Raw genomic sequence first — 24,481 nt, 5'->3', positions numbered from 1 at the left:
GGACGCACCCTCATGCGCGACGGGCACTGGCTCGGCTGACGGGCGGCGCTACCTTGCTCCGATGGGGAAGTTCATCACGATCGGCTACGGGGACAGCGAAGGCTACGAGCGGACCGCCGAGGAGGTGCGGGCGGCCGCCCACGAGCACGACTCCCGGTTACGCGCCGGCGGGGCCGAGATGGGGATCGCGGGCGAGCCGGTGCAGGTGCGCAACCACGACGCGGCCGGGACCCAGGTGACACCGGGCCCGTTCCTGCGGTCGGACCTGCCGGTCGCCGGGTTCGCGATCATCGAGGCCGACACGCTGGAGGAGGCGACGCGGATGGTGGCCGGCACGCCGTGCGCGGTGGCCCACGGGGTGGTCGAGGTGTGGCCGCTGCAGCGCTGAACTCCGGCCGGGCCTCGGTCAGTCGATGTTCCTCAACCCGCTCATCCGTTGTGCGAAAAGGGATATTATGCCCTCTCCGGCGTGCCCATAGCCGTCGTCTTCATGGAGTGGAGTGTGAAGCCGGCCGAGGAACTGGCGGCCGCGTTGCGTGCCGGGTCAGTGTCCTTGGTGGAACTGACCGACGAGGCCATCGACCGCATCGAGCGCGAAGACAAGGCCGTCAACGCGTCTGCGTGCCGGACTTTCGACCGCGCGCGGGCTGCCGACCAGGCACGTGATCGCGGCGAGGGCCGGCCGCTGCTCGGGATTCCGGTGACGGTCAAGGAGTCCTACGACGTCGCCGGGTTGCCGACGACCTGGGGGATGCCGCAACACCGGGATTTCCTGCCCGCGGAGGACGCGGTGCAGGTGTCGCGGCTCAAGGCCGCGGGCGCGGTGGTGCTGGGCAAGACGAACGTGCCGCGCGGGTTGCAGGACATCCACACCTTCAACGACATCTACGGCACCACCAGCAACCCGTGGGACCACGAGCGCACGGCGGGCGGGTCCTCCGGCGGATCGGCGGCGGCCCTGGCGTGCGGGTTCGGCGCGCTGACCATCGGCTCCGACCTCGCCGGTTCGCTGCGCACCCCCGCCCACTTCTGCGGTCGGTCCAGGTGGGCGTTGCAGAAGCCGTCCCGTGCGTGGTCGAGGAACTCCTCGGCGAAGACGTCGTACTGCGCCTCCCGCCCGACCTCCATCACGCGCCGGTCAGGCCGCGCCGCGCCAGGAGCGGCGCGATTTCCGGGTCGCGGCCGCGGAAGGCGCGGAAGAAGCCCATCGGGTCACCGGAGCCGCCGCGGGAGAGCAGCGTGGCCCGGAAGTGGTCGCCGTTCTCGCGCCTGAGGCCGCCGTTCTCCTTGAACCACTCCACGGTGTCGGCGTCGAGCACCTCGCTCCAGATGTAGGAGTAGTACCCGGCCGAGTAGCCGCCGCTGAACACGTGCGCGAAGTAGGTGCTGCGGTAGCGCGGCGGGATCGCCGGCACCGCCACCCCGGCCTTCTCCAGCGCCGCGGCCTCGAACGAGGCGAGGTCGCCGACCGCGTCCTCGGTGCCCAGCCCGTGCCAGGCCTGGTCCAGCAGCGACGCGGCCAGGTACTCGGTGGTGGCGAAGGGCTGGCCGTACTGGGCCGACTCTTCCAGCCGCTCCACCAGGCGCTGCGGCAGCGGCTCCCCGGTCTCGTGGTGCTTGGCGTAGTTCGCCAGCACCTCCGGCCACAGCATCCACATCTCGTTGACCTGCGACGGGTACTCCACGAAGTCCCGCGGCACGTTGGTGCCGGAGAACTTCGGGTAGCGCACGTCCGACACCAGCGCGTGCAACGCGTGCCCGAACTCGTGGAACAGCGTCGTGACCTCGTCGAAGGTGAGCAGCGTCGGCTCACCGGCAGGCGGCTTGGCGATGTTGAGGTTGTTGACCACCACCGGCCGTTCGCCCAGTAGGTGCGATTGGTCGACGAAGGTGTTCATCCAGGCGCCGCCGCGCTTGGAGTCGCGCGTGTAGTAGTCGCCGAGGAACAGGCCCAGCGGGCTGCCGTCGGCGTCGAAGACCTCGAACACCCGCACATCCGGGTGGTAGACGGGCAGGTCGTGGCGTTCGGTGAAGCGCAGCCCGTACAGTTTGCTCGCCGCGAACAGGACGCCGTCGCGCACCACCCGGTCCAACTCGAAGTACGGCCGCAGCGTCGCGTCGTCGAGGTCGAACTTCGCCTTGCGGACGCGCTCGGCGTAGAAGGCCCAGTCCCACGGCTCGAGCGTGGCGCCGGGGTGGTCCTGGCCGAGGTAGGTCTGCAGCTCGGCGGCATCGCGGCGGGCGTTGGCCACGGCGACGGGCGCGAGCCGTTCCAGCAGCCCGACGGCGGCCTCGGCGGTGCGGGCGGTCTCGTCGGAGATCACGTACGCCGCGTGGTTGGGGTGGCCGAGCAGGGCGGCCTTCTCGGCGCGCAGCTGCACGATCCGCGCCAGCACGGCCGAGTTGTCGTTCTCGTTGCCGCGGTTGCCGCGCGAGATCGACGCGGTGAACAGCCGTTCCCGCAGCGCCCGGTTCTCCAGGGCGGACAGCAGCGGCTGCGAGGTGGGCAGGTTCAGGGTGAGCAGGTACCCCTCGACACCGCGGGACGCGGCGGCCTCACGCGCGGCGGCGATCGTGCCGTCGGACAGGCCGGCCAGCTCCGCGGGGTCCTCGACCAGCACGGCGAGGTCGTTGGTGTCGCGCAGCAGGTTCTCCTGGAACCGGGTGGACAACGTGGACAGTTCCTCGTTGAGCACCCGCAACTTGGCCTGCTGGCTCTCGTCGAGCCCGGCGCCGGCGCGCTGGAAGTCGGTGTAGGTGCGCTCCAGCAGCCACGCCGACTCCTCGTCCAGCCCCAGCTGGTCGCGCCGGTCGTACAGCTCCTTGACGCGGGCGAACAGCGCCGGGTTCAGGTGGATGGCGTCGGAATGGGCGGCCAGCTTCGGCGCGATCTCGGCCTGCAGCTCTTGCCGCGCCGAATTGGTGTCGGAGGAGGTGAGGTTGAAGAACACCGACGAGACGCGCTGCAGCAGGCGCCCCGAGGTGTCCAGGGCCACGATCGTGTTCTCGAAGGTCGCCGGCTCCGGGTTGCCTGCGATGGCCTCGATCTCCGCGGCGTGCTCGGCCAAGCCGGCCTCGAACGCCGGGCCGAAGTGCTCGTCGGCGATCCGGTCGAACGGGGGCAGACCGTAGGGCAGGTCGCTCGCCTGCGAGAACGGGTTGTCCGGTGTCATCCAGCGCGGCCCTTCTGTCCTGTCGACCCTCCGATCTCCGCGTCGGAGGACGTCTTCTTCTTCCTACCGCGCTTCGGCACCGGCGGCACCACCCCGGCCAGATCCGCGCTGTGGTCGTTGACGCGCACCACGAACGGGCGCACCTCGGTGTAGCGGACCACGGAGATCGACGCCGGGTCCACCACGATCCGCTGGAACGCGTCCAGGTGCTGCCCCAGCGCGTCGGCCAGGATGGACTTGAGCACGTCGCCGTGGCTGCACAGCAGCCAGACGGCGTGGTCGCCGTGCTCGGCGGTGATCCGCGCGTCGTGCTCGCGCACCGCGGCGACCGCGCGGGCCTGCATGCCGGCCAGGCCCTCACCGCCGGGGAACACCGCGGCCGAGGGGTGGGCCTGCACGACCCGCCACAGCGGTTCCTTGACCAGGTCCTTCAGCTCGCGGCCGGTCCACTCGCCGTAGTCCACTTCGGACAGCCGCGGTTCGACGGTGCGGGTCAGGCCCCGCTCGGCGACGAGCGGGGCCACCGTGTTCTTGCAGCGCAGCATCGGCGAGCACACGACCTCGGCCAGCGGCACGCCGGCCAGCCGCTCGACGAGCGCCCGCGCCTGCGCGCGGCCGGTGTCGTCGAGCCCGACCTTGGGGGTCCGCCCGGCCAGCACGCCCGAACCGTTCGCGGTCGAGCGGCCGTGCCGGAGCAGGATCACGGTAGCCACGCCGCCAACCTACATGGCGGGACCGGCGTTCGGATCAAGGGCGCCGGTGGCGACCAGCACGATGAGCAGGACACCGAGCGCGATCCGGTAGATCACGAACGGCACGTAGCTCTTGGTCTTGATGTAGTTCATCAGCCACGCGATCACCAGGTAGCCGACGCCGAAGGCAACCAGGGTGGCGAGGATGGTGGGACCCCACTCGGGGCTGTTCTCGCCGCCGATGTCGGTCAGCTTGTACAGGCCGGAGCCGAACACGGCGGGCAGGGCCAGCAGGAACGCGTACTCGGCGGCCTCGGCGCGGGTGTAGCCGAGGAACAGGCCGGCCGTGACGGTGCCACCGGAGCGCGACACGCCGGGGATCAGGGCCATCGCCTGGGCGAAGCCGTAGCCGATGCCGTGCGGGACCGTCAGCTGGTCCAGCGTCCGGTACTGGCGGCCGACGCGGTCGGCGATGAGCAGCAGGATGCCGAACACGATCAGCGTCGTCGCGGTGAGCCGCAGGTCGCGGAAGGCGCTGTCGATGGCGTCCTGGAACAGCAGTCCCAGCACCACGATCGGCAGCGACCCGACGATGATCAGCCAGCCGAGGCGGGCGTCCGGGTGGTGGCGCCACTCCGGCCGGTAGATCGAGCGCCACCAGACGGCGAGGATGCGGCCGATCTTCTTCGAGAAGTACAGGATCACCGCCAGCTCGGTGCCGATCTGGGTGACCGCGGTGAACGCCGCGCCCGGGTCGTCCCAGCCGGCGAAGGCGGCCGTGATGCGCAGGTGGGCGCTCGAGGAGATCGGGAGGAACTCGGTCAGGCCCTGGACCAGGCCGAGGACGAGTGCTTCGAACCAGCCCATGCTCACCGGGCCTTCGGGGAAATCAGTCGCGTTCGCACGGTGGGAGAGGCTATCGGCGACGCGGATCACCCGATGAGCCGCCTTCGTCAACACCTTAGTTACGCCCGCCCGGCGCCCACCGCCACCCTCAGCGGTGGCGCTGCGCGCCGCAGTTACTCTTCGTGCATGCAGAAGCGACAGCTGGGCAGGTCGGGGTTGCGGGTCTCCCGGATGGCGCTCGGCACGATGTCCTGGGGCGCGGAGACCGACGCCGACGAGGCGGCCAGCCAGCTCGTCGCGTTCGTCGAGGCGGGCGGGACGCTCGTGGACACCGCCGACATCTACTCCGGCGGCGAGAGCGAGCGGATCCTCGGGGGCCTGCTGGGCGACCTGGTGCCGCGTGACGAGATCGTCGTGGCGACCAAGGCCGTCGCCCGGCGCACCGACGGGCCGTTCGGCGGTGGCGCCTCCCGCGGCGCCCTGTTGTCCGCGTTGGAGGGGTCGCTGCGGCGGCTGGGCGTGGACCACCTGGACCTGTGGCAGCTGCACGCCTGGGACGACTCGGTGCCGCTGGAGGAGACGCTGTCGGCGCTGGACCACGCGGTGACCTCGGGCAAGGTCCGCTACACCGGGGTGTGCAACTACGCGGGCTGGCAGCTGGCCTCGGCCGCCGCGGCCCGACCCGCCGGGCTGGTCGCCACCCAGGCCGAGTACTCGCTGGTGGAGCGCGGCGTGGAGCGCGAGCTGGTCCCGGCGGCCCGCTACCACGGGCTGGGGGTGCTGCCCTGGGCGCCGCTGGGCCGCGGGGTGCTGACCGGCAAGTACCGCCACGGCACGCCGGCCGACTCGCGGGGCGCGTCGGCCGAGTACGCCGGCTACGTCGAGCAGCACCGCACCGAGCGGGCGGCGCGGATCGTCGAGGCGGTCGCCACCGCGGCCGACGGGCTGGGGGTGTCGCCGCTGGTGGTGGCGCTGGCGTGGGTGCGGGACCGGCCGGGCGTGGTCGCGCCGGTGGTCGGGGCGCGCGACACAGGGCAGCTGACCGGGTCGCTGGCGGCGGAGGAGATCGCCCTGCCGGTCGCGATCTCCTCCGCGCTGGACGACGTCAGCGCCGTCGAGTTCGGTTACCCCGAGCGGGGCACGAAGTGACCGTGGGGTGGATGGCACGTGACGCGGCGGGGTTTTCAGGGGATGCTGGAGGCAACAGAGGAATGCGATCCGGAGGTCTTGTGCGCTCCTCCGCCACCGTCGGGACCGGTGTCGTGCTGGTCTGTGCCCTGGTGCTGAGCGGGTGCTCGTCGAAGTCCGGTGACTCCACCGACACGCTGCAGGTCGTGGCCGACCCGGTCGCGGCGACAGCGCCCGTGTCGCCCCAGCCTGCCGCCGCCCCGGCGGGCACCGTGATCGCCTCGCCCGAGGTGACGGCGCTGGCCGCCGACCCGGCCACCGGAACGCTGGCCGTCGCCGTGCCGGACGCCGTGCTGCTGTACCGGGCCGCGGACCTGGCGGCCGCGCCGCTGCGGGTGCCGGTCGCCGGGCGGGCGGAACACCTGCGCGTGTCCGGCGGGGTGCTGCTGGCCACGCTGCCCGCGGCCGGGCAGGTCGCCCGGATCGCGCTGCCCGGCGGCGAGGTGAGCACCCTGACCGTGGCCGGCCAGCCGGCCGGCGCGGTGGTCGAGGGCGACCGGACGCTGGTCGCGGTGCGGGACCGCAAAGCGGTGGACGTGTTCAGCGGCGGGCAGCTGACCAAGACGATCGAGGGGCAGCTCTACAGCGCCGACGACGTGCTGCAAGCCGGCGGGAACACCGTCGTGCTGGACGAGCTGCGCACCGCCCTGTTCTCGGTGGACGTTGACGGCGGCACCATGGCCGAGGGCCTGCGCGCCGGGGACGGCGCCACCAACGCGGTCGCGGACTCCTTCGGCCGGGTGCTCGTGGTCGACACCCGCGCCGGGGCCCTTTTGGCGTTCTCCACCGGCCCGCTGTTGCTGCGGCAGCGGTACCCGGTGCCCGGCGGGGCGTACGGCCTCGCCTACGACGCGCAGCGCGCGCTGGCGTGGGTGACTCTCACCGAGCGCAACGAGGTCGTCGGGTTCGACGTGCGCGGCGGCGAACCGGTCGAGAAGTACCGTTTCCCGACGGTCCGGCAGCCGGATTCGGTTACCGTCGAGGAGCGGAGCGGGCGGGTGGTCGTCGGCTCCGCGGCGGGAGAAGGGGTCCAGGTGATCCAGTCATGAAGCACCAGGAGGCGGTGGTCGACGAGGACTGGGAGTACCGCCGGTTGCAGTTGCCACCCGGCGTCTCCCGGCGGGCCGCGGCCACGCAGCTGTCCATCAACGCCGAGTACGGCGGGTGGGAGCTCTCGACGGTCCGGCTCTACTCCGACGGCACCCGGCGGGTGTGGCTGCGGCGCAAGCGCCAGCCGGCCACCGCCCTGCCTGAAGTCCTGATCTGACCGCAGCGGCACCCGCCGCTGGTCGGCGCCACGCCCGGGGTATCGCCTGGCGGGCGTTGCACCACGCCGGTGGTGTCCTCGCCAGGAGCCGCCCACCTTCGACTGATGCGCTGCGCGCGAGAGGCGGTAACGGGCGGGGCTGTCGTGCCGATTTCAGTGCTGCCCCTTGGAAGGAGCAGCATGTTCTCCTCGCCCGTCGTCCGTGTCGTGACCGCCGCCTGCGCCGGGCTCGCGGTGGTCTCGGCGTTGCTGGCGGTCTTCGCCGGGATGGGCGTGGCGCTGGTGGCGCTGCTGATCATCGTCACACTGGTGACGTGCCTCCCGGTGTGGTTCGCGCCGGTGTTGCTCGCCCGCCGCCGCGGGGTGGCCGACGTCCGGCCGATCGCGGTGTTCACCCTCGTGGCGGGGTGGTCCCTCATCGGCTGGGTCGCCGCGCTGGTCTGGGTCGCCGCGCTGGTCTGGGTCGCCGCGCTGGTCTGGGCCGCCGTGGCGGGCGCGAGGGCCGAGCCCCGGCCGGTTGCACGCTAGGCGTCTCAGCCCGCGAGTGCGCGGCCCGTCTCGGCGAGCGTCTCGCGGAGGATTCGCACGGCCTTGGGGCCCATGCCGTGCAGGGCGAGCAGCTCGGCCTCCGTCCTCGTGGCGACCTGGTCGAGCGTGGTGATCCCGGCGTTGCCCAGCGCGCGGGTGGCGGGGCGGCCGATGGCCCGCGGCAGGTCGCCGCTCTCGCCCGCCGCCGCGGCGGCGGAGGTGCGCGCGAGGTGTTCCGGGGCGTGCGCGAGCCATGCGCGCCACACCCAGCGGTTGAGCTGCTGGCCGTCGATGTCGGCCAGCGGCACCCGCGCCCCGTCTCCGGTCCGGGTGGCCGTCGGGTGCGCCGTCAGCATCTCGTCCACCTCGGACGCGGGCAGGCGCAGCGTGACCTGCTTGTCCACGAGCGTCGCGAACTCCGCGCCGCGCACGGTGAAAACGCCGCTGTCGTCCGCCGTTTCGGGCAGGGACAGCGCCGTTTTGCGGAGCTGCGCCGCGGTGGTCACGAGGCGCGGAAGAACCGGTCCAGCACCCGGGTGCCGAACTTGAGCGCGTCGACGGGCACCCGCTCGTCCACACCGTGGAACAGGCCGGAGAAGTCCAGGTCGGCGGGCAGCTGGAGGGGCACGAACCCGAAGTTGCGGATGCCCAGCGTCTGGAAGGACTTGGCGTCGGTGCCGCCGGAGAGCATGTAGGGCAGCACCTTCGCGCCCGGGTCCTCGGCGGTGATGGAGGCGGTCATCGCGTCGACGAGCGCGCCGTCGAAGGTGGTCTCGACCGGGGGCAGCTCCATCCACTCCTTCTCGATGTCCGGGCCGAGGATCTCGTCGAGCTCGCGGTCGAAGGCCTCCATGCGGCCGGGCAGGATGCGGCAGTCCACGGCGGCTTCGGCGACCGAGGGGATGACGTTGGACTTGTAGCCCGCGGTGAGCATCGTCGGGTTGGCGGTGTCGCGCAGGGTCGCGCCGATCATGCGGGAGATGTTGCCGAGCTTGGCGACGGCGCCGTCGATGTCGTCCTCGGGGAAGTCCCAGCCGGTGATCTCGGTGACGCCGGCGAGGAACTCGCGGACGGAGTCGGTGAGCACGAGCGGGAACTGGTGCTGCCCAAGCCGCGCGACGGCGGCGGCGAGCTTGGTGACGGCGTTGTCGTGGTGGATCATCGAGCCGTGGCCCGCGGTGCCGCGCACGCGCAGCTTCATCCAGCGGATGCCCTTCTCCGCGGTCTCCACCACGTAGGTGCGGACGTCGTCCTTGAGGCTGATGGAGAAGCCGCCGACCTCGCTGATCGCCTCGGTGGCCCCCTCGAACAGGTCGGGCCGGTTGTCCACGAGCCACTGGGCGCCGTACTTGCCGCCGGCCTCCTCGTCGGCGAGGAAGGCGAAGATGATGTCACGCGGTGGGACGATGTTCTCGCGCTTGTAGTGGCGGGCCAGCGCCAGCATGATGCCGAGCATGTCCTTCATGTCGACGGCGCCGCGGCCCCACACGTAGCCGTCCTGGATGGCGCCGGAGAAGGGGTGCACGGACCACTCGGACGCGTCCGCGGGGACGACGTCGAGGTGGCCGTGGACGAGCAGCGCCCCGCGGCTCGGGTCGGCGCCGGCGAGCCGGGTGATGACGTTGTGCCGGTTGCGCCCGCCGGACTCCACGTACTCGATCTGGTAGCCGACCTCGGTGAGCTGCTCCGCGACGAACTCCGCTGCCGCCCTCTCCCCCACCAGCGTGTCCGGATCGCCGGTGTTGGTGGTGTCGATGCGGATCAGGTCGCTGGTCAGCGTGACGGCTTCATCGGCCGCGGTCTCGATGCTCACGCCGCCATTCCTATCATCAACGGCGTGGGGGGCTCAGCGCCCGGCCAGCGACCTGGTGCGCCAGGTGCGCCCGCTGGTCGACGACGTGCCGGCCCGCATCGACCAGCTGCGGGGCTGAGTCACGGCCGGGAGCCGATGCCGGTGCCCGCCTCCTGGATGCGCTTCGGGGCGTTGTCTGGGGTCAGTGGCGGCGTCGCCATGCCCGCGCCGGCCCGCAGGCCGGCCAGGAACTCGCCGATCGCGTCCAGCCCGTCGTGGCGGGGGATCCAGCCGAGCTCGTCGCGGGCGCGGGTGGTGTCCATGATCGGCAGCCGCAGCACCGTGTCGAGCAGGCCGGGTGAGGCCGGCAGCAGGTGGGCGTACCAGCCGGCGGCGACCGCGCCGCGGATCGCCCAGGTGGGCACCGGGACGGTGCGGGCGCCGAGCAGACGGGCCAGCGCCTTGGCGTCGACGACCGGGTCGGCGGCGATGTTGAACGCGCCACGCACGTCGTTCAACGCCGCCAGGCGGAACGCTTCGCCGATGTCGGCGGAGTGCACGGCCTGCACGCGCAGACCGGGGACGTCCGGGATGACCGGGATCAGCGACGGCCGGGCGAGGCTGCCGGGGAGGAACGGGCCCGCGAACAGCCGCCGCTGGGCCGAGGCGGCGTCCCGTTTGAAGATGAACGCCGGGCGCAGCCGCACCACCCGCACCTCGGGGTTGGCCTTCTCGAACCCGTCGAGGTAGCGCTCCAGGTAAGCCTTCTCGCGCGGGTAGGCGGCCGCGGGCCAGCCGTGGGTGGGCCAGCTCTCAGTGACCGGTCTGTCCTTCGGGCCGGGCGAGTAGGCGCCGACCGACGAGGAGTACACCACGGCTGGCACGTTCTCCCTGGCGACGGCCTCGAACAGGCGGATCGCGCCGAGCACGTTGGACCGCCAGGTCAGGGCCGGGTCGTGGGTGGGCTGGAACAGCCACGCCAGGTGGATCACCACGTCGGCGCCGCGCACCAGGTGGGCGATCTGGTCCTCGGCCAGGTCGGCGATGCGCCACTCCAGCTTCGGCACACGCCACTCCGGTTCGCGACGGACCACGCCGAGGATCGACGCGACGGCGGGGTCGCGGCTGAGCGCCTCGACGGTGCTGGTGCCCACGTTGCCGCTGGCGCCGGTGACGACGACGCGCAGGCCCTTGCTCGCTGGCGAGTTCATGCGCACGTGGATACCCGGCGGGCGGGGGCGCGAACCGTCGCGTTTGGTGCCGCCGGGAGCGGGGACACCTCGGGGCAGGTGCGGAAGGAGTGTGCGCATGGGACAGCCACGCCAGCAGCAGGAACCGCCGGGCGTGACGGGCGAGATGGAGCCGCGGCCGCGGGACCGGATGGCGGACTACACCGGGCGCGGCTTGCTGCGGGACAAGCGGGCGCTGGTGACCGGTGGGGACTCCGGCATCGGGCGCGCGGTCGCGATCGCGTTCGCCAAGGAGGGCGCCGACGTGGCGATCGCCTACCTGGACGAGCATGCCGACGCGGAGGAGACCGCGGAGCTGGTGCGCAAGGAGGGCCGCCACTGCCTGCTGCTGCCCGGCGACCTGGGCTCGCGCGAGCAGTGCCGCAAGGTCGTGGACGAGACGGTGCGGGAGTTCGGCGGGCTGGAGGTCCTGGTCAACAACGTGGCCACGCAGCAGGAGCTGGACTCGCCCGAGGACCTGACCGACGAGCAGTGGACGCGCACGTTCGACGTGAACGTCCACAGCTACTTCCGGGTGACGCACGCGGCGCTGCCGCACCTGGGCGAGGGTTCGTCCATCGTGAACACCGCGTCGGTGAACGGGTTGCGCGGCAACAAGTCCCTGATCGACTACTCGGCCACCAAGGGCGCGGTGATCGCGTGGACCTACGCGATGGCGCAGGCGCTGGCCGGCCGGGGCGTGCGGATCAACGCGGTCGCGCCGGGTCCGGTGTGGACACCGCTGATCCCGGCGACCATGTCACCGGAGCACGTGGAGAAGTTCGGGCAGCAGGTGCCGATGGGGCGGGCGGCGCAGCCGGACGAGCTGGCGCCGTCGTTCGTGTTCTTCGCGTCGAACCAGTTGTCGTCGTACTACACCGGTGAGGTGCTCGCCGCGCTCGGCGGCGAGACCATGCCGGGCTGAGGAGGGAACATGCCGCAGGAGCCAGTGTCGGAGCAGCAGGAGAACCTGGAGCTGGACGCCGAGCCGAAGCCGCTGGAGGACCCGGTGATCTGGCGGGTGCGGGATCCGGACCGGGCGGCCGAGCCGGACGCCGAGGCCGCGGGCGAGCAGGTGTCGGCGCCGGACCGGTCCAACGAGCTGGTCGACGCCGAGGGCACCGAGATCGGCGAGGACCAGGGCCGTCAGCGGCCGGCCGGGGGCGCCGAGCAGCAGGCGATGCGGGTCGAGGACGGAGGAGTTTGACGTACGGCCGTACCGGGAAAACGTGGGTCAGGCACGAGAGGCGACAGGAGGTGCTCCGATGCCTGGACGTGAAGCCCTGCCCAGCACGCTGAAGCGGTCGTCGAAGAAGGCGCAGGACACGTGGGTGAAGACCCACGACTCGGCGGTGGAGACCTACGGCGAGGGGCGGCGCGCGCACCAGACGGCGTACGCGTCGCTGAAGCACTCGTTCGAGAAGGTCGGCGACCACTGGGAGGAGAAGGGCAGCAAGGGCCCGTCGGACAAGCAGGCCGCGCGGGGCGCGGGGCGCAAGCCGACGAAGACCGCCGGTGGTGTGGACGCCTCGGCCAGCAAGCAGCACCTGTACGACGTGGCCAAGCAGCTGGACATCAAGGGCCGCTCGTCGATGAACAAGAACGAGCTGGTCAAGGCGATCCAGAAGGCCAACAACAGGGAGACCGCGAAGGCTCGCCGGTAGTAGCAGGTACTGGTTGGTGAAGGGCCCGGCGCACGCCGGGCCCTTCACCATACCCGGGGGTGGAGCGCCTGGCGGGCGAATCTCGGCAGCTTCGCCGCGCGCGGCCGCCCTCCCACATTGCCGGGGCGTGGACGGCAGCCCGCCCCCGGGCGGGCGCCCTTCGTCAGGTCGGCGGTGCGGCCCCCGCGTGGGCCTTCATGCCGGGGGCAGCGGCGGCCTGCCGAGGCGGTCGATGGTCTGGCGCGCGGGGCGTGGCACGCGCCAGTCGAGCCGGGTGCCTGCGCTGCGTTCGAGCTTGGCGAGCACCTGCCGCGCGGCGGCGAAGGCGGCCTCCTGCTCGGCGGGAGTGGCGGCGCCCTCGGCGAGTTCGAGCAGCTTGATGCCCTGGTTGATCAGCGCCCGCTCGTCGGTGGTGAACCGGGAGGCGCGCAGCTTCTCGGCGGCTACGCAGGCCGCTGTCCAGGCCTTTTCGGCGGTTTCGGTGGCCTCGACGTACTTGCGGGCCACGTCGGTGGGCGGGTAGGTCTCGGTGTGCAGGGCCATGGCCTCGTGGAAGGCGTCGATGAACCGGCTGGTCGAGGGCACGGCCGGGTCGGCCAGCGCGGGCCGGCGCAGCACCTGTTTGGGGTCGGACTCGTAGTCGCCGTACTCCCCCGCGATCCGGGCGTAGCGCTCGCGCGCGGCGTCCCACAGCACGCGCAGCGAGGCGGCCGCGTCAGGGGCGTCGATGGGCCGCCCTGGTGGGCGGGTGGGCGCTGGGCGGGCGCGGGTCTGCCAGCGGTGGTGCATCGCGGCGCGCGAGTAGGAGGCGGCGAGCACCCAGATCAGCACCATGATGGGCCAGATGAACGCTCCCAGGTCTTGGTAGGGCATCGGCAGCTCCCTCACCACGGCGGCGCCCGGCGCGAGCGCCCTCACTCCATGATGCGCCTGGTTTCGTGAGTGGTCCGTGTAGCGCGGTGGAATGCGCCACATCCGCTGCGCGTCCGCGCCTGGCACAATCCGGGGCACTTGCACGACGACGAGTGGGGAGCAGTGCCGATGGGGCCGCTGGCGGGGATCAAGGTGCTGGAACTGGCGGGCATCGGCCCGGGACCGCACGCGGCGATGATCCTCGCCGACCTGGGGGCGGACGTGGTGCGCGTCGAGCGGCCCTCGGGTGGCCTGCAGGTGCTGCCGCCGGAGGCGCGGGACCACCTGCTGCGCGGCCGCCGCTCGATCGCGGCCGATCTGAAGACCCCCGAGGGCAAGCGGCTGGTGGAGCAGCTGGTTGAGAAGACGGACGTGCTGCTGGAGGGTTTCCGGCCGGGGGTGGCCGAGCGGCTCGGCGTCGGCCCGGAGGACTGCTTCGCCCGCAACCCGCGCCTGGTCTACGGCCGCATGACTGGATGGGGCCAGGACGGCCCGATGGCGAAGCAGGCCGGGCACGACATCAACTACATCTCCCTGACCGGCGCGCTGCACGCGGTCCGCGACACCGGCGGCAAGCCGATCCCGGCGCTGAACCTGGTCGGCGACTTCGGCGGCGGCTCGATGTTCCTGGTCACCGGGGTGCTGGCGGCGCTGGTGGAGCGGGCGAGCTCCGGGCGGGGCCAGGTGGTGGACGCGGCCATGGTCGACGGCGCGAGCGTGCTGCTGCAGATGGTGTGGGCGCTTCGGGCGCAGGGCGCGTGGGCCGACGAGCCGGGCACGAACCTGCTGGACACTGGCTGCCCGTTCTACGACACCTACCGCTGCGCCGACGGCGAGTACATCGCGGTGGGCGCGCTGGAGCCGCAGTTCTACGCCGAGCTGCTCAAGGGCCTCGGCCTGGACGGTGAGGACCTGCCCGCGCAGGGCGACCGCTCCGGCTGGCCGAAGCTGCGGGAACGGTTCACCGAGGTCATCGCCTCCCGCACCCGCGACGAGTGGACGGCGGTGTTCGCCGGGACGGACGCGTGCGTGACACCGGTGCTGTCCTTCGCCGAGGCGGCGGAGAACGAGCACCTGACCGCGCGCGGCTCGGTGCGGGACATCAACGGCGCGACCCAGGCCGCGCCCGCGCCGCGGTTCTCCCGGACGCCCAGCGCCGAGCCGTCGGCGCCGACCACGCCGGGTGCGGACACCGAGGCCGTGATCCGGGACTGGGGTCTTCAGCCCTGAGCCGGCCGGGGCAGGCCGGCCTGGTCTGGCACCACGCGGACCAGGCCGCTTAGCCAGGTCTCCACGTCGTCGGGCCACCACCGGCCCGACGGCAGCCGGGAGAGCGCTTCCCGCACGGCGGACGCCGTCCGCGCGGCCGGGACGACGCGGCTGGGCGCGGCGCCCGCGAGCACGCCCAGCCACCAGTGCTTCCCCGTGGGCGGCAGGGATTCCGGGTCGAGCACGACGTAGTAGTCGGGCAGCAGCGTGACGCCGCACTGGAGGTCGGCGACCGCGCTTTCGATCGCGGCCTCCAGTGCGCCGGCGGGCGCCTGCCGGTCGAAGAACCCGGCCCACGCCTGCGCGACCGCGGCGAGCGGGTCCCGGTCGTGCACCACGTACGCGGCGTGCGACGCCAGGGCGGCCGCGTCCCCCGACGCCGCCACGTGCACGTTGGCCAGGCCGTCGAGCCCGGCCATGACCTTGTCCACGCCGGCCCCGGCGAGCACGACGACGGTGCTGTTCGGCCTTGCCATGTCATCCAACCTACCGACGGAAGTCGTGGGCCGAACAGAGGTCTGGACCTCTCCCGGAAGTGTGGGCTAGGTTACATCAGGGCCATTAAGTTGCCCGCGGCAACAAATCCGATGCGTCAAGGAGGACCACGGATGAGACCCCGATCTGTTCGCCGGAAAACCCTCTTCGCCGTGCTCGCCGCCACCGTCGCGCTCGTCTCCGGCGCGACCACGGTGTCGGCGGCGCCCGTCCAGCACCGCCCCGCCTACCTCGACACGGGCAAGCCGGTCCCGGTGCGGGTGGCCGACCTGCTGTCCCGCATGAGCCTGGACGACAAGCTCGGCCAGATGACCCAGGCCGAGCGCGGCGCCATCACCGACCCGGCCGACATCGCGACCCACCGGCTCGGGTCGCTGCTGTCCGGCGGCGGCTCGGTGCCCACGCCGAACACCGCCCAGTCGTGGGCCGACATGTACGACGGGTTCCAGCGCGCCGCGCTGACCTCTCCCCTGCGCATCCCGATCATCTACGGCGTGGACGCCGTGCACGGCCACAACAACGTCCACGGCGCCACGATCTTCCCGCACAACATCGGCCTCGGCGCGACCCGCGACCCGAAGCTGGTGGGCCGCATCGGCGGCGCCGTGGCCGAAGAGGTGTCGGGCACCGGCGTGGACTGGGACTTCGCGCCGTGCCTGTGCGTGGCCCGCAACGACCGCTGGGGCCGCACCTACGAGTCCTTCGGCGAGACCCCGGAACTCGCCTCGTCGATGACCACGATCATCGACGGCCTGCAGGGCAGGTCGTCGTCGGACAAGGGATCGATCCTGGCCACCGCCAAGCACTACGTCGGCGACGGCGGCACCACCGGTGGTGTGGACCAGGGCGACACCGAGCTCACCGAGCAGCAGTTGCGCGCCATCCACCTGCCGCCGTTCCGCGCCGCGGTCCGGCGCGGTGTCGGGTCGGTGATGATCTCCTACAGCAGCTGGAACGGCGTGAAGATGCACGCCAACCGCTACCTGATCACCGATGTGCTCAAGGGTGAGCTCGGCTTCTCCGGATTCGTCGTGTCCGACTGGCAGGGCATCGACAAGATCGACGGCCAGGAGGGCTTCACCGCCGAAGAGGTCCGGACCTCGATCAACGCGGGCGTGGACATGGTGATGGTGCCCTACGACTACGTGAGTTTCATCGACACGCTACGGGCCGAGGTGCAGGCGGGCCGGGTGCCGATGAGCCGCATCGACGACGCCAACCGCCGCATCCTGACCAAGAAGTTCCAGCTCGGGCTGTTCGAACGGCCCTTCACCGACCGCCGATACACCGCGACCGTGGGCAGCGCCGAACACCGGGCGCTGGCGCGGCAGGCGGTGCGCGAGTCGCAGGTGCTGCTCAAGAACGACGGCGGCGTGCTGCCGCTCGGCAAGAACGGGCAGAAGATCTTCGTGGCGGGCAAGAACGCCGACGACATCGGCAACCAGAGCGGCGGCTGGACGATCACCTGGCAGGGCTCCAGCGGGCCGATCACGCCGGGAACCACGATCCTGCAAGGGATCCGCGACAAGGCGCGCTCCAGCGCGGTCACCTACGACCGGAACGGCGCCGGCATCGACGGCAGCTACGACGTCGCGGTCGCGGTGGTCGGCGAGACCCCGTACGCGGAGTTCATGGGCGACCGGCCGGCCGGCATGGGCCTGGACGCCGAGGACCTGGCGACCCTGCGGCGGCTCAAGGGTTCCGGGGTGCCGGTGGTGGTCGTGCTCGTGTCCGGCCGTCCGCTGGACATCGCGGCGGAACTGCCCGGCTGGGACGCGCTGCTGGCGTCGTGGCTTCCGGGCACCGAGGGCGGCGGTGTCGCCGACGTGCTGTTCGGCGACTACAACCCGGCCGGGAAGCTGCCGGTGACCTGGATGCGCAGCGCCGCGCAGCAGCCGATCAACGTCGGCGACGGGCAGGACCCGCTGTTCCCCTACGGGTACGGGCTGCGCTACCGCCGGGGCTGACCGCTTCCGCCACGATTCGTGAAACCTTTTTCCACTGCTGGAAACCCTTCCCTTGGCGAATGGCCGGTCCTAGGCTCCTGGCATTCGTCAAGGGAAGGACCAGCGCGAAATGGGCCGCACCGACCGGGGCCGCCCGGTCATCGCCGGGGAGGCGCGCTAGCCGCCGTGGACATCCCCCGACTACGGGCGAGCTGGGCCACCGTCGCCGAGCGCGGTGACGAGGTCCCGCTGTGGTTCTACGCGACGCTGTTCCTGCTCCGCCCGTCACTGCGGGATCTGTTCCCGGTGTCGCTCGCGTCGCAGCGGACCCGGTTCGTCTCCGCGCTCGGGCAGATCGTCACCCACGTCGACGACCTCGACGCCGCGGTCCCCTACCTGCGCCGGCTGGGCCGCACGCACCGCGAGGCCGGGGTGCGTCCGGAGCACTACCCGGTGGTCGGGCAGGCGCTGCTGGCCACCCTCGAGCACTTCCTCGGCGAACGGTGGACCCCGGAGCTGGCCGCGGACTGGACCAGCGCGTACGCGGTGGTCGCCGAGGTGATGACCAACGCCGAAGTGCGCGGCCAGGGACGGCAGAGCGTGCTGCTCCCGCCGCCGGACACCGGAACGGGGGCACGCAACGGGCTGACCGCGGACCGCGTGCGGGCCCGCCCGTTCCGGCGCGCGCCCTGGCACCGGCGGGGTTTCGATCGCGGCGACGTGCACGACTTCCAGCGGCGGCTGGCCGACGAACTGGCCACCCGCGACCGCGAGGCGGCGCGCCTGCGCGCGGAGGTCGCGCGGCTTCGGGCCCGCGACGCCCGCGACGGCGTGCCGACGGTGGACGAGCAGGCGGTCGCGTTGCTGACGCGGGCGCAACTGCTGGCCGAGGAGATCCTGACCAGCGCCGAGGCCCGGCGACGGCGGCTGGCCACGCAGGCGCACCGTCAGGCCGAGGCCGCCGCGGACGCCGCCGGGGAGGCCTACCGGGCCGCGATGGGGTCGCGGTGCACGGTTCAGGGCGAGGAGATGGAACGGCGGCTGGCGTGGACGCGCACCTACAGCCACGCGCTCGGGATGCCGTTGCGGGTCGCCGATGCCGCGTTCCGCGTACCGGAAACCGGCTGATTCCCGGCGCGCCGCAACACCGAGCGCGACGCGATTGCGGCCAGGCCACGGTCCGCTGAGTGGCGGAGCGTCCGTCGGAGCACCGGCCTAGCGGCGACCCGCGCGGCCGCACTGGTAGGCGGGCTCCCGCAGGCCGGACAGCGAAGCATACCGGCCCCTTTGGACAGTCGCGCCACCACCGGCCCGCTGCGCGGCAGCGGGAACTCACCGAGGCCAGGGTCTCCAGGGTGCCGCGCAGCAGGACACCATGCGGGTGGAACACGCGCGCCTGCCGCACCCGGGCCAGCGCGCCGAAGACGGGTGGCACGACGGGAGGTGCCACCCGCCGCAGGCGAACCATCCGCCCCGCGGCGGGTAGCCGTACCGGACACCGACCGGAAGGGCCGTTGATGTTCCCCGCCGACTCGCTCACCTTCATCGGCACCGCCACCACCCTGGTCCGGCTGGGGCCGTTCACGGTGCTCACCGATCCGAACTTCCTGCACCGCGGCCAGTGGTCCCACTTCGGGCAGGGCCTGGTGTCCCGGCGGCGCACCGAACCGGCCGCGCAGGTCGCCGACCTGCCCCCGCTGGACGGGGTCGTGCTGTCCCACCTGCACCGCGACCACTTCGACCGGGTCACCCGCCGGCACCTGCCCGCCGACGTGCCGATCCTGACCACCGAGCGCGCCGCCCGGCGGCTGGCCCAGCGCGGCTTCCAGGCCACCATCGCCCTGCCCACCTGGCGCGGCGACACCTTCCGCGACGGCGACGCCCAGCTCACCGTCACCGCCGTGCCCGCCCGGCACTCCCGCGGCCCGCTGAACCGGATCCTGCCGCCGGTCATGGGCAGCATCTGGGAGTACAGCCCGCACCCGGGCACGGCCACACTGCCGATCTACGTCAGCGGCGACACGATCATCCACGACGAGCTGACCGGGATCCGCCGCCGCTACCCCGAAATCGACCTGGCCGTGCTGCACCTGGGCGGCGCCCGCGTCCTCGGCGTGCGGGTCACGATGGACGACCGGCAGGGCGGCCGGATGCTGGAGATGATGAACCCCACCCACGTGGTGCCGGTCCACTTCGACGACTACGGCAAGTTCACCTCGCCGGTGTCGAACTTCCTCGCCGTGGCCGGGCGCCTCCACCCGGCCACAGACGTGCGGCTGCTCACCCGCGGCGAGTCCTTCTCACTGGCGAACCTGCTCAGCGCCCGCTCGCCCGGTTGATCGCGTCCCGCTGCGGCACCACCACGTACCGCGGGTCCTTCGTGGACTCGACACCGGCCTCGAACACCCCGAACCGCTGCAACGCGCTGCCGGCCAGCAACGCCAGCCCGGACACCACCTGCACGGCCCGGCTGCGCCGCCCGGCCAGCGCACCCGCCGCGCCACCCAGCGTCAGATACTCCGACCACTTCCGCAGCCGGTGCGCCTTGTCGGTCGTGTAGGCCTGCGAGATCAGCCCGAGGCGCTGGTCGACCACCTTCGACGCCACCAGCTCCGCCGCCGCGCCCAGCACCGCCAACCGCCGCGCCGGGCCCGCCTCGGCGACCGGCGCCCACACCATGCCCCACCCGGCGCCGCTGGCCGCGGCCGAACCGGTGAACACGAACGGCAGCTGCCGGTGCGCCGACTGCCAGGCGGGCACCGCGGTCTGCGACAACAGCACCGCGGTGTAGGAGGCCACCCCGGGCGCGATCGCCGCCGCCGACAACCCCGCCGGCCGCGCCAGCCGGCCCAGCAGGCGGCCGGGCAGCGTTCCCCGCCACCGCCGCGGCACCAGCTCCGCCACCCCGGCCACCCCGGCGCCCGGCCCGTAGGCCACCAGGATCCAGGTGCCCACGCTCATCGGTGAACTCGGCTTCGCGACCCGCAGCATGTGCAGGAACCGTTCCGGCCGCCCCAGGTCGGCCACCAGCAGGTACATGCTCGCCGCGAGCGCGCCCAGCGCCCCGGCGCGGCTCGCCCGCCGCAGCACCGGACGGCCGGTCAGGTCCGCCCCCGCGCCGAGCATCGCCGACCCGGCCGACAACCCCCCGGTGAACAGGTAGGCCGGGACCTTCCACTCCCACACCGGCGGCTTGAGCACCGGCCGCCCGTAGTAGGACCGGAACTCGGCCTTGGGCACCGCGACCTGTTCCTTCATCTCCTGCCCCGTCCGAAGAACACCGACACCGCGGCGGCCGCCAGCGCGGACGCGGCCATGCCCGCGAACTTCCACATCGACCCCGCGTGCCGCGTCGGCACCACCGGATCCGGCGGCAGACCGTACACCTCGGGCTCGTCCAGCAGCAGGAAGAACGCGCCGTCGCCACCTACACCGTCGTCCGGGCTCTCCCCGTACAGCCGCGCCTCGGTCACCCCGGCCTCGTGCAGCGCGTCCACCCGACGCGCCGCCCGTTCCCGCAGCTCGTCCAGCTGCCCGAACTGGATCGAATCGGTCGGGCACGCCTTCGCGCACGCTGGCTCCAGCCCGTCCCGCAACCGGTCGTAGCACAGCGTGCACTTCCACGCCCTGCCGTCGTCCTCGCGCCGGTCGATCACCCCGTACGGGCAGCCGGACACGCAGTAGCCACACCCGTTGCAGATGTCCGGCTGCACCACCACCGAACCGAACTCGGTGCGGAACAACGCCCCCGTCGGGCACACGTCCAGGCACCCCGCGTGCGTGCAGTGCTTGCACACGTCCGAGCTCATCAACCACCGGAAGTCCGTGCGGGCCTCCGCGCCGCTGCCCGCCCCGGGCAGGTCGAACGAGGGCAACCCCAGGTCCACCGGCTCCGGCGACACCGCCCCCGGCCGCTCCTGCTCCACGAACGCCACGTGCCGCCACGAGTTCGCGCCCAGCATCCCGGTGTTGTCGAACGACATGCCCAGCAGGTCGAACCCGTCGTCGGGCACCCCGTTCCACTCCTTGCACGCCACCTCGCAGGCCTTGCAACCGATGCACACCGAGGTGTCGGTGAAGAACCCCATCCGCGGCGGGTGCCCGGAATAGCCGGCGTCGCCCGCCACGTCCTCCAGCGGGCCGTAGAAGCTGTTGCTCATGACCGCTCCTCCGTGTGGGCGCTGTCCGGACGCGCCGTGGCGATCCGCGTCCCGGTCTCCACCGTGATCCCCGCCCGCGTGCGGTACTCCTCCAGGTAGGCCAGCAGCGCCGGGCCGCGCGGACGCCGCCCCGGCCGGATGTCGCAGGTGGCTACCTTGCTCTCCTGGATGAACACGTTCGGATCCACCACCACGCCCAGCAGGTCGTTGACCACGTCGCCGTCCACCAGCCCGGTGTGCCCCCAGTGGTAGGGCATCCAGATCTGGTGCACCACCCGGTCGTCGATCCGCAGCGGCCGCATCCGCTCGGTCACGAACACCCGCGCGTCCACCGCCGCCCGGCTCGTCACCACGTGCGCCCAGTCCAGGTGCGCCAGCCCGCGCTCGGCCGCCAGCTCCGGCGACACCTCCACGAACAACGCCGGCTGCAACTCCGCCAGGTAGGGCAGCTGACGGCTCATCCCGCCCGCGGTGTGGTGCTCGGTCAGCCGCGCCGCGGTGAACACGAACGGGAACACCTCGCCGTGCGCCTCCGGCGGCGACGGGTTCGACGGGTTGTCCACCCGCCCGTACACCTTGCGCGCCGGGTTGCCCTGCTGCCCGTACAGCGGGTTGCGCACCGGCGACTCGTGCGGCTCGTAGTGCGTCGGCAGCGGCCCGTCCAGCACCCCGTTCGGCGCGAACAGCCACGCCTTGCCGTCGGCCTGCATGATGAACGGATCGTCCCCGTGCAGCGCGTCCGGGCCCGACGCGCCCGGCTCCGGCCGGAAGTCCGGCGGCTTCGTCTTCTCGAAGTCCGGCACGTCGTGCCCGGTCCACTCGCCCTTGTCCGCGTCCCACCACACCAGCTTCTTGCGCTCGCTCCACGGCCGGCCCTGCGGATCAGCCGACGCCCGGTTGTAGAGCACCCGCCGGTTCAGCGGCCACGTCCAGCCCCACTCCGACTCGTACGGGCCCTGCTCGTCGTGCGGTTTGCGGCGCGCCGCCTGGTTCACCTCGCCGGCGTACACACCGCTGTAGATCCAGCACCCGCACGCCGTGCTGCCGTCGGCCTTGAGCTCCAGGTAGCCGTTCAGGGCGCGGTCGGCGGTCAGGTCGACCCCGTTGATCCGCCGCAGCACGTCCTCGCCGGAGGGCTCGTCACCGTGCTCCATGCGGTAGTCCCACCACAGCTCCTGCAGCGGCCGGTCCCGCTCGTCGGCCGAAGCCGCCAGCTTCTCCTTCAGGATCCGGCCGAGGTGGTAGAAGAACCACAGCTCGCTGCGCTGGTCGCCCCTCGGCTCGACCGCCTTGTCCCGCCACTGCAGCATCCGCTGCGTCTGGGTGAAGGTGCCGGACTTCTCCACGTGCGAGGCCGCCGGGAAGAAGAACACCTCGGTGCGGCACTGCTCCGGCACGATCTCCCCGGTCTCCACCTCCGGCGAGTCCTTCCAGAACGTGGCGCTCTCGATCATCGCCAGGTCCCGCACCACCAGCCAGTCCAGGTTCGCCATGCCCAGCCGCTGCAGCCGCCCGTGCGCCGACCCCACCGCCGGGTTCTGCCCCAGCAGGAAGTACCCGAACACCTTCCCGTCGATCATGTCCATGACCGTGCGGTAGGTCCCGTGGTCACCGTTGATCCGCGGCAGGTAGTCGAAACACCAGTCGTTGTCCGCCGTGGCGTGGTCGCCCCAGTACTCCTTCAGCAACGACACCAGGTACGCGTCGGCGTTACGCCAGAACCCCTTCTGCCGGTCACCACGCACCAGGCGCAGGTAGTCGCCGATGCTCTCGTGCGAGGTGTCCGGCATCGGCAGGTACCCGGGCAGCAGGTTGAACAACGTCGGGATGTCCGTCGACCCCTGGATCGAGGCGTGCCCGCGCAACGCGAACACCCCGCCACCCGGACGGCCGATGTTGCCCAGCAGCAACTGGATGATCGACCCCGCCCGGATGTACTGGGCGCCCATCGAATGCTGCGTCCAGCCCACGCTGTACACGAGCGCCGCCGTCCGCTCCCGGCCCGAATTCTCCGTCCACGCCCGGCACACCTCTGCGAACAGCTCGGCAGGCACACCGCACGTCCGCTCCACCATCTCCGGCGTGTAACGCGCGAAATGCCGCTTCAGCACCTGGAACACGCACCGCGGGTGCTCCAGCGTCGGATCCGCGGCGATGTCGTCCGCCCCGCCCTCCAGCGGCGGCCCGCCCGAACCGTGCTGGTCCGGCGACGACTGCTCCTTCGACCGGCTTCCCCTGCCCTCCCGCGGCCGCGCGCTCTCATAGTGCCAGCTCGCCGGATCGTAGGACCCCGTAGCCGGGTCGTACCCGCTGAACAGCCCGTCCAGGTCCTCGGTGTCCCGGAAATCCTCCCGCACCAGGAACGACGCGTTCGTGTACGCCCGCACGTACTCCCGGAACTCCAGCCCGTTGGACAGGATGTGGTTGATCACCCCGCCCAGGAACGCGATGTCCGACCCCGCCCGCAACGGCACATGCCGGTCCGCCAGCGCGCTCGTCCGCGTGAACCGCGGGTCGATGTGGAACACCTTCGCGCCACGCGCCTTGGCCTCCACCACCCACTGAAACCCGACCGGATGAGCCTCGGCCATGTTCGAGCCCATGATGATCACGCAGTCGGAGTTGACGAGGTCCTGCTGGTAATCCGTCGCGCCACCGCGACCGAAGGAGGCTCCCAGACCGGGAACCGTGGCGGAGTGTCAAATACGTGCCTGGTTCTCAATCTGGATCGCACCCAGCGCCGTGAACAACTTCTTGATCAGGAAGTTCTCTTCGTTGTCCAGCGTCGCGCCGCCCAGGCTCGCCAGCCCCATCGTGCGGCGCAACGGGTTGCCGTGCTCATCGGCGTCCTGCCAGCCCCGCCGCCGCGCGTCCAGCACCCGCTCGGCCACCATCTCCATCGCCGATGGCAGGTCCAGCTCCTGCCACTCCGTCGCGTACGGCGCGCGGTAGAGCACCTTCTCCTGCCGCTGCGGGCCGGTCACCAGCTGCTTGCTCGCCGACCCCTTCGGGCACAACCGGCCACGCGAGATCGGTGAATCCGGATTGCCCTCGACCTGCACGACGCGCTCGCCGGAGACGTAAACCTTCTGCGCGCACCCCACCGCGCAGAACGGGCACACCGAATGCACCACCCGGTCCGCCGACGCGGTGCGCGGCATCAGGGAATGCGACCGGGCGGACTGCGCCGCGCTGCCCCGGCCCAGCCGGTCGGCACCGGTCAGCTGCCGGTAGACCGGCCACGACCGCAACCAGTCACCCACGCCCATCGCTCACCTCCCGGCACGTCCCGCTTTCCCGCCCGCGGGGCGGGGCAAACC

General features: G+C 72.2%; 23 protein-coding genes and 1 pseudogene. 13 read left to right on the top strand and 11 right to left on the bottom strand.

Annotation, left to right across the window (positions count from 1 at the left end; all coding sequences use genetic code 11):
- The first annotated feature begins 61 nt into the window (after positions 1–61).
- Positions 62–388, top strand: coding sequence for a YciI family protein (locus AMETH_RS17150; protein ID WP_017982346.1), 327 nt, complete (start codon positions 62–64; stop codon positions 386–388).
- 102 nt (positions 389–490) lie between these two features.
- Positions 491–1,036 (top strand): annotated as a pseudogene (locus tag AMETH_RS36915) (amidase family protein); the annotation flags it as partial.
- Positions 1,037–1,127: 91 nt separating this feature from the next.
- Here the strand turns inward: AMETH_RS36915 and AMETH_RS17140 are convergent.
- Genes AMETH_RS17140 through AMETH_RS17130 form a run of 3 tightly spaced genes read right to left on the bottom strand, consistent with a single transcriptional unit; the run spans position 1,128 to position 4,732 of the window.
- Positions 1,128–3,173 (bottom strand): M3 family metallopeptidase, encoded by a 2,046-nt coding sequence (locus AMETH_RS17140; protein ID WP_017982343.1) that lies wholly within the window; start codon positions 3,171–3,173, stop codon positions 1,128–1,130.
- Positions 3,170–3,886, bottom strand: coding sequence for a histidine phosphatase family protein (locus AMETH_RS17135; protein ID WP_017982342.1), 717 nt, complete (start codon positions 3,884–3,886; stop codon positions 3,170–3,172). Before AMETH_RS17135 ends, AMETH_RS17140 begins: the two co-directional genes overlap by 4 nt.
- Before the next feature lie 9 nt (positions 3,887–3,895).
- A complete protein-coding gene (locus tag AMETH_RS17130; protein WP_017982341.1) occupies positions 3,896–4,732 on the bottom strand; it encodes an undecaprenyl-diphosphate phosphatase in 837 nt (278 codons plus the stop codon).
- A 165-nt stretch (positions 4,733–4,897) separates the two neighbouring features.
- Between AMETH_RS17130 and AMETH_RS17125 the strand changes: the two genes are divergently transcribed.
- The 4 genes from AMETH_RS17125 to AMETH_RS17110 all read left to right on the top strand — a co-directional run bounded on the left by AMETH_RS17125 (position 4,898) and on the right by AMETH_RS17110 (position 7,694).
- Positions 4,898–5,860 carry an aldo/keto reductase gene (locus AMETH_RS17125; protein ID WP_026153116.1) on the top strand — a complete coding sequence of 321 codons (963 nt, stop codon included), beginning with the start codon at positions 4,898–4,900 and terminating at the stop codon, positions 5,858–5,860.
- A gap of 80 nt (positions 5,861–5,940) precedes the next feature.
- Positions 5,941–6,948, top strand: a complete 1,008-nt coding sequence (locus tag AMETH_RS17120) for a YncE family protein (protein WP_017982339.1) — start codon at positions 5,941–5,943, stop codon at positions 6,946–6,948.
- Positions 6,945–7,166 (top strand): DUF5703 family protein, encoded by a 222-nt coding sequence (locus AMETH_RS17115; RefSeq protein WP_017982338.1) that lies wholly within the window; start codon positions 6,945–6,947, stop codon positions 7,164–7,166. The genes AMETH_RS17120 and AMETH_RS17115 overlap by 4 nt, the downstream gene beginning before the upstream one ends.
- 180 nt (positions 7,167–7,346) lie before the next feature.
- Positions 7,347–7,694, top strand: a complete 348-nt coding sequence (locus AMETH_RS17110; protein WP_017982337.1) for a superinfection immunity protein — start codon at positions 7,347–7,349, stop codon at positions 7,692–7,694.
- A gap of 5 nt (positions 7,695–7,699) precedes the next feature.
- Here AMETH_RS17110 and AMETH_RS17105 read toward each other — a convergent pair whose 3' ends face one another.
- The 3 genes from AMETH_RS17105 to AMETH_RS17095 form a co-directional block, all read right to left on the bottom strand.
- Complete coding sequence (locus tag AMETH_RS17105; RefSeq protein ID WP_017982336.1) at positions 7,700–8,200, bottom strand: helix-hairpin-helix domain-containing protein; 501 nt, start codon at positions 8,198–8,200, stop codon at positions 7,700–7,702.
- Complete coding sequence (locus AMETH_RS17100) at positions 8,197–9,507, bottom strand: M20/M25/M40 family metallo-hydrolase (RefSeq protein WP_017982335.1); 1,311 nt, start codon at positions 9,505–9,507, stop codon at positions 8,197–8,199. Before AMETH_RS17100 ends, AMETH_RS17105 begins: the two co-directional genes overlap by 4 nt.
- Positions 9,508–9,626: 119 nt before the next feature.
- Positions 9,627–10,697, bottom strand: coding sequence for an NAD-dependent epimerase/dehydratase family protein (locus AMETH_RS17095; RefSeq protein WP_017982334.1), 1,071 nt, complete (start codon positions 10,695–10,697; stop codon positions 9,627–9,629).
- Positions 10,698–10,794: 97 nt separating this feature from the next.
- Between AMETH_RS17095 and AMETH_RS17090 the strand changes: the two genes are divergently transcribed.
- Genes AMETH_RS17090 through AMETH_RS17080 form a run of 3 tightly spaced genes read left to right on the top strand, consistent with a single transcriptional unit; the run spans position 10,795 to position 12,379 of the window.
- Entirely contained in the window at positions 10,795–11,640 is an 846-nt protein-coding gene (locus tag AMETH_RS17090; protein WP_017982333.1) for an SDR family oxidoreductase, read from the top strand.
- Positions 11,641–11,649: 9 nt separating this feature from the next.
- Positions 11,650–11,922, top strand: coding sequence for a hypothetical protein (locus tag AMETH_RS17085; protein WP_017982332.1), 273 nt, complete (start codon positions 11,650–11,652; stop codon positions 11,920–11,922).
- Positions 11,923–11,980: 58 nt separating this feature from the next.
- A complete protein-coding gene (locus AMETH_RS17080; RefSeq protein WP_017982331.1) occupies positions 11,981–12,379 on the top strand; it encodes a ChaB family protein in 399 nt (132 codons plus the stop codon).
- 195 nt (positions 12,380–12,574) lie between these two features.
- On the opposite strand, the gene AMETH_RS17075 is transcribed toward AMETH_RS17080, so the two are convergent.
- Positions 12,575–13,252, bottom strand: coding sequence for a hypothetical protein (locus tag AMETH_RS17075; RefSeq protein WP_156131681.1), 678 nt, complete (start codon positions 13,250–13,252; stop codon positions 12,575–12,577).
- Between the two features lie 168 nt (positions 13,253–13,420).
- Between AMETH_RS17075 and AMETH_RS17070 the strand changes: the two genes are divergently transcribed.
- Positions 13,421–14,521, top strand: a complete 1,101-nt coding sequence (locus AMETH_RS17070) for a CaiB/BaiF CoA transferase family protein (RefSeq protein ID WP_017982329.1) — start codon at positions 13,421–13,423, stop codon at positions 14,519–14,521.
- On the opposite strand, the gene AMETH_RS17065 is transcribed toward AMETH_RS17070, so the two are convergent.
- Entirely contained in the window at positions 14,512–15,036 is a 525-nt protein-coding gene (locus tag AMETH_RS17065) for a hypothetical protein (RefSeq protein WP_017982328.1), read from the bottom strand. The two genes, AMETH_RS17070 and AMETH_RS17065, sit on opposite strands and share 10 nt — an antisense overlap.
- Before the next feature lie 132 nt (positions 15,037–15,168).
- On the opposite strand from AMETH_RS17065, the gene AMETH_RS17060 reads away from it, so the two are divergent.
- The 3 genes from AMETH_RS17060 to AMETH_RS17050 all read left to right on the top strand — a co-directional run bounded on the left by AMETH_RS17060 (position 15,169) and on the right by AMETH_RS17050 (position 19,340).
- Positions 15,169–17,022 carry a glycoside hydrolase family 3 protein gene (locus AMETH_RS17060; RefSeq protein WP_038532180.1) on the top strand — a complete coding sequence of 618 codons (1,854 nt, stop codon included), beginning with the start codon at positions 15,169–15,171 and terminating at the stop codon, positions 17,020–17,022.
- Between the two features lie 165 nt (positions 17,023–17,187).
- Positions 17,188–18,129, top strand: a complete 942-nt coding sequence (locus AMETH_RS39225) for a globin domain-containing protein (RefSeq protein ID WP_026153115.1) — start codon at positions 17,188–17,190, stop codon at positions 18,127–18,129.
- A 389-nt stretch (positions 18,130–18,518) separates the two neighbouring features.
- On the top strand, positions 18,519–19,340 hold the full coding sequence (locus AMETH_RS17050; RefSeq protein WP_017982326.1) for an MBL fold metallo-hydrolase: 822 nt from the start codon (positions 18,519–18,521) through the stop codon (positions 19,338–19,340).
- On the opposite strand, the gene nrfD is transcribed toward AMETH_RS17050, so the two are convergent.
- Genes nrfD through fdh form a run of 3 tightly spaced genes read right to left on the bottom strand, consistent with a single transcriptional unit; the run spans position 19,318 to position 24,430 of the window.
- Positions 19,318–20,259: an NrfD/PsrC family molybdoenzyme membrane anchor subunit gene (gene nrfD / locus AMETH_RS17045; RefSeq protein WP_017982325.1), complete on the bottom strand. Its 942-nt coding sequence runs from the start codon at positions 20,257–20,259 to the stop codon at positions 19,318–19,320. The two genes, AMETH_RS17050 and nrfD, sit on opposite strands and share 23 nt — an antisense overlap.
- Complete coding sequence (locus tag AMETH_RS17040) at positions 20,256–21,161, bottom strand: 4Fe-4S dicluster domain-containing protein (RefSeq protein ID WP_017982324.1); 906 nt, start codon at positions 21,159–21,161, stop codon at positions 20,256–20,258. Before AMETH_RS17040 ends, nrfD begins: the two co-directional genes overlap by 4 nt.
- Complete coding sequence (gene fdh, locus AMETH_RS17035; RefSeq protein WP_223843173.1) at positions 21,158–24,430, bottom strand: formate dehydrogenase; 3,273 nt, start codon at positions 24,428–24,430, stop codon at positions 21,158–21,160. The genes AMETH_RS17040 and fdh overlap by 4 nt, the downstream gene beginning before the upstream one ends.
- Between the last annotated feature and the right edge of the window lie 51 nt (positions 24,431–24,481).

The sequence above is a fragment of the Amycolatopsis methanolica 239 genome (assembly GCF_000739085.1).
GTDB classification, from domain to species: domain Bacteria; phylum Actinomycetota; class Actinomycetes; order Mycobacteriales; family Pseudonocardiaceae; genus Amycolatopsis_E; species Amycolatopsis_E methanolica.
Note: the sequence above shows the minus strand (reverse complement) of the source record. Positions and strands in the feature narration are given on the sequence as shown.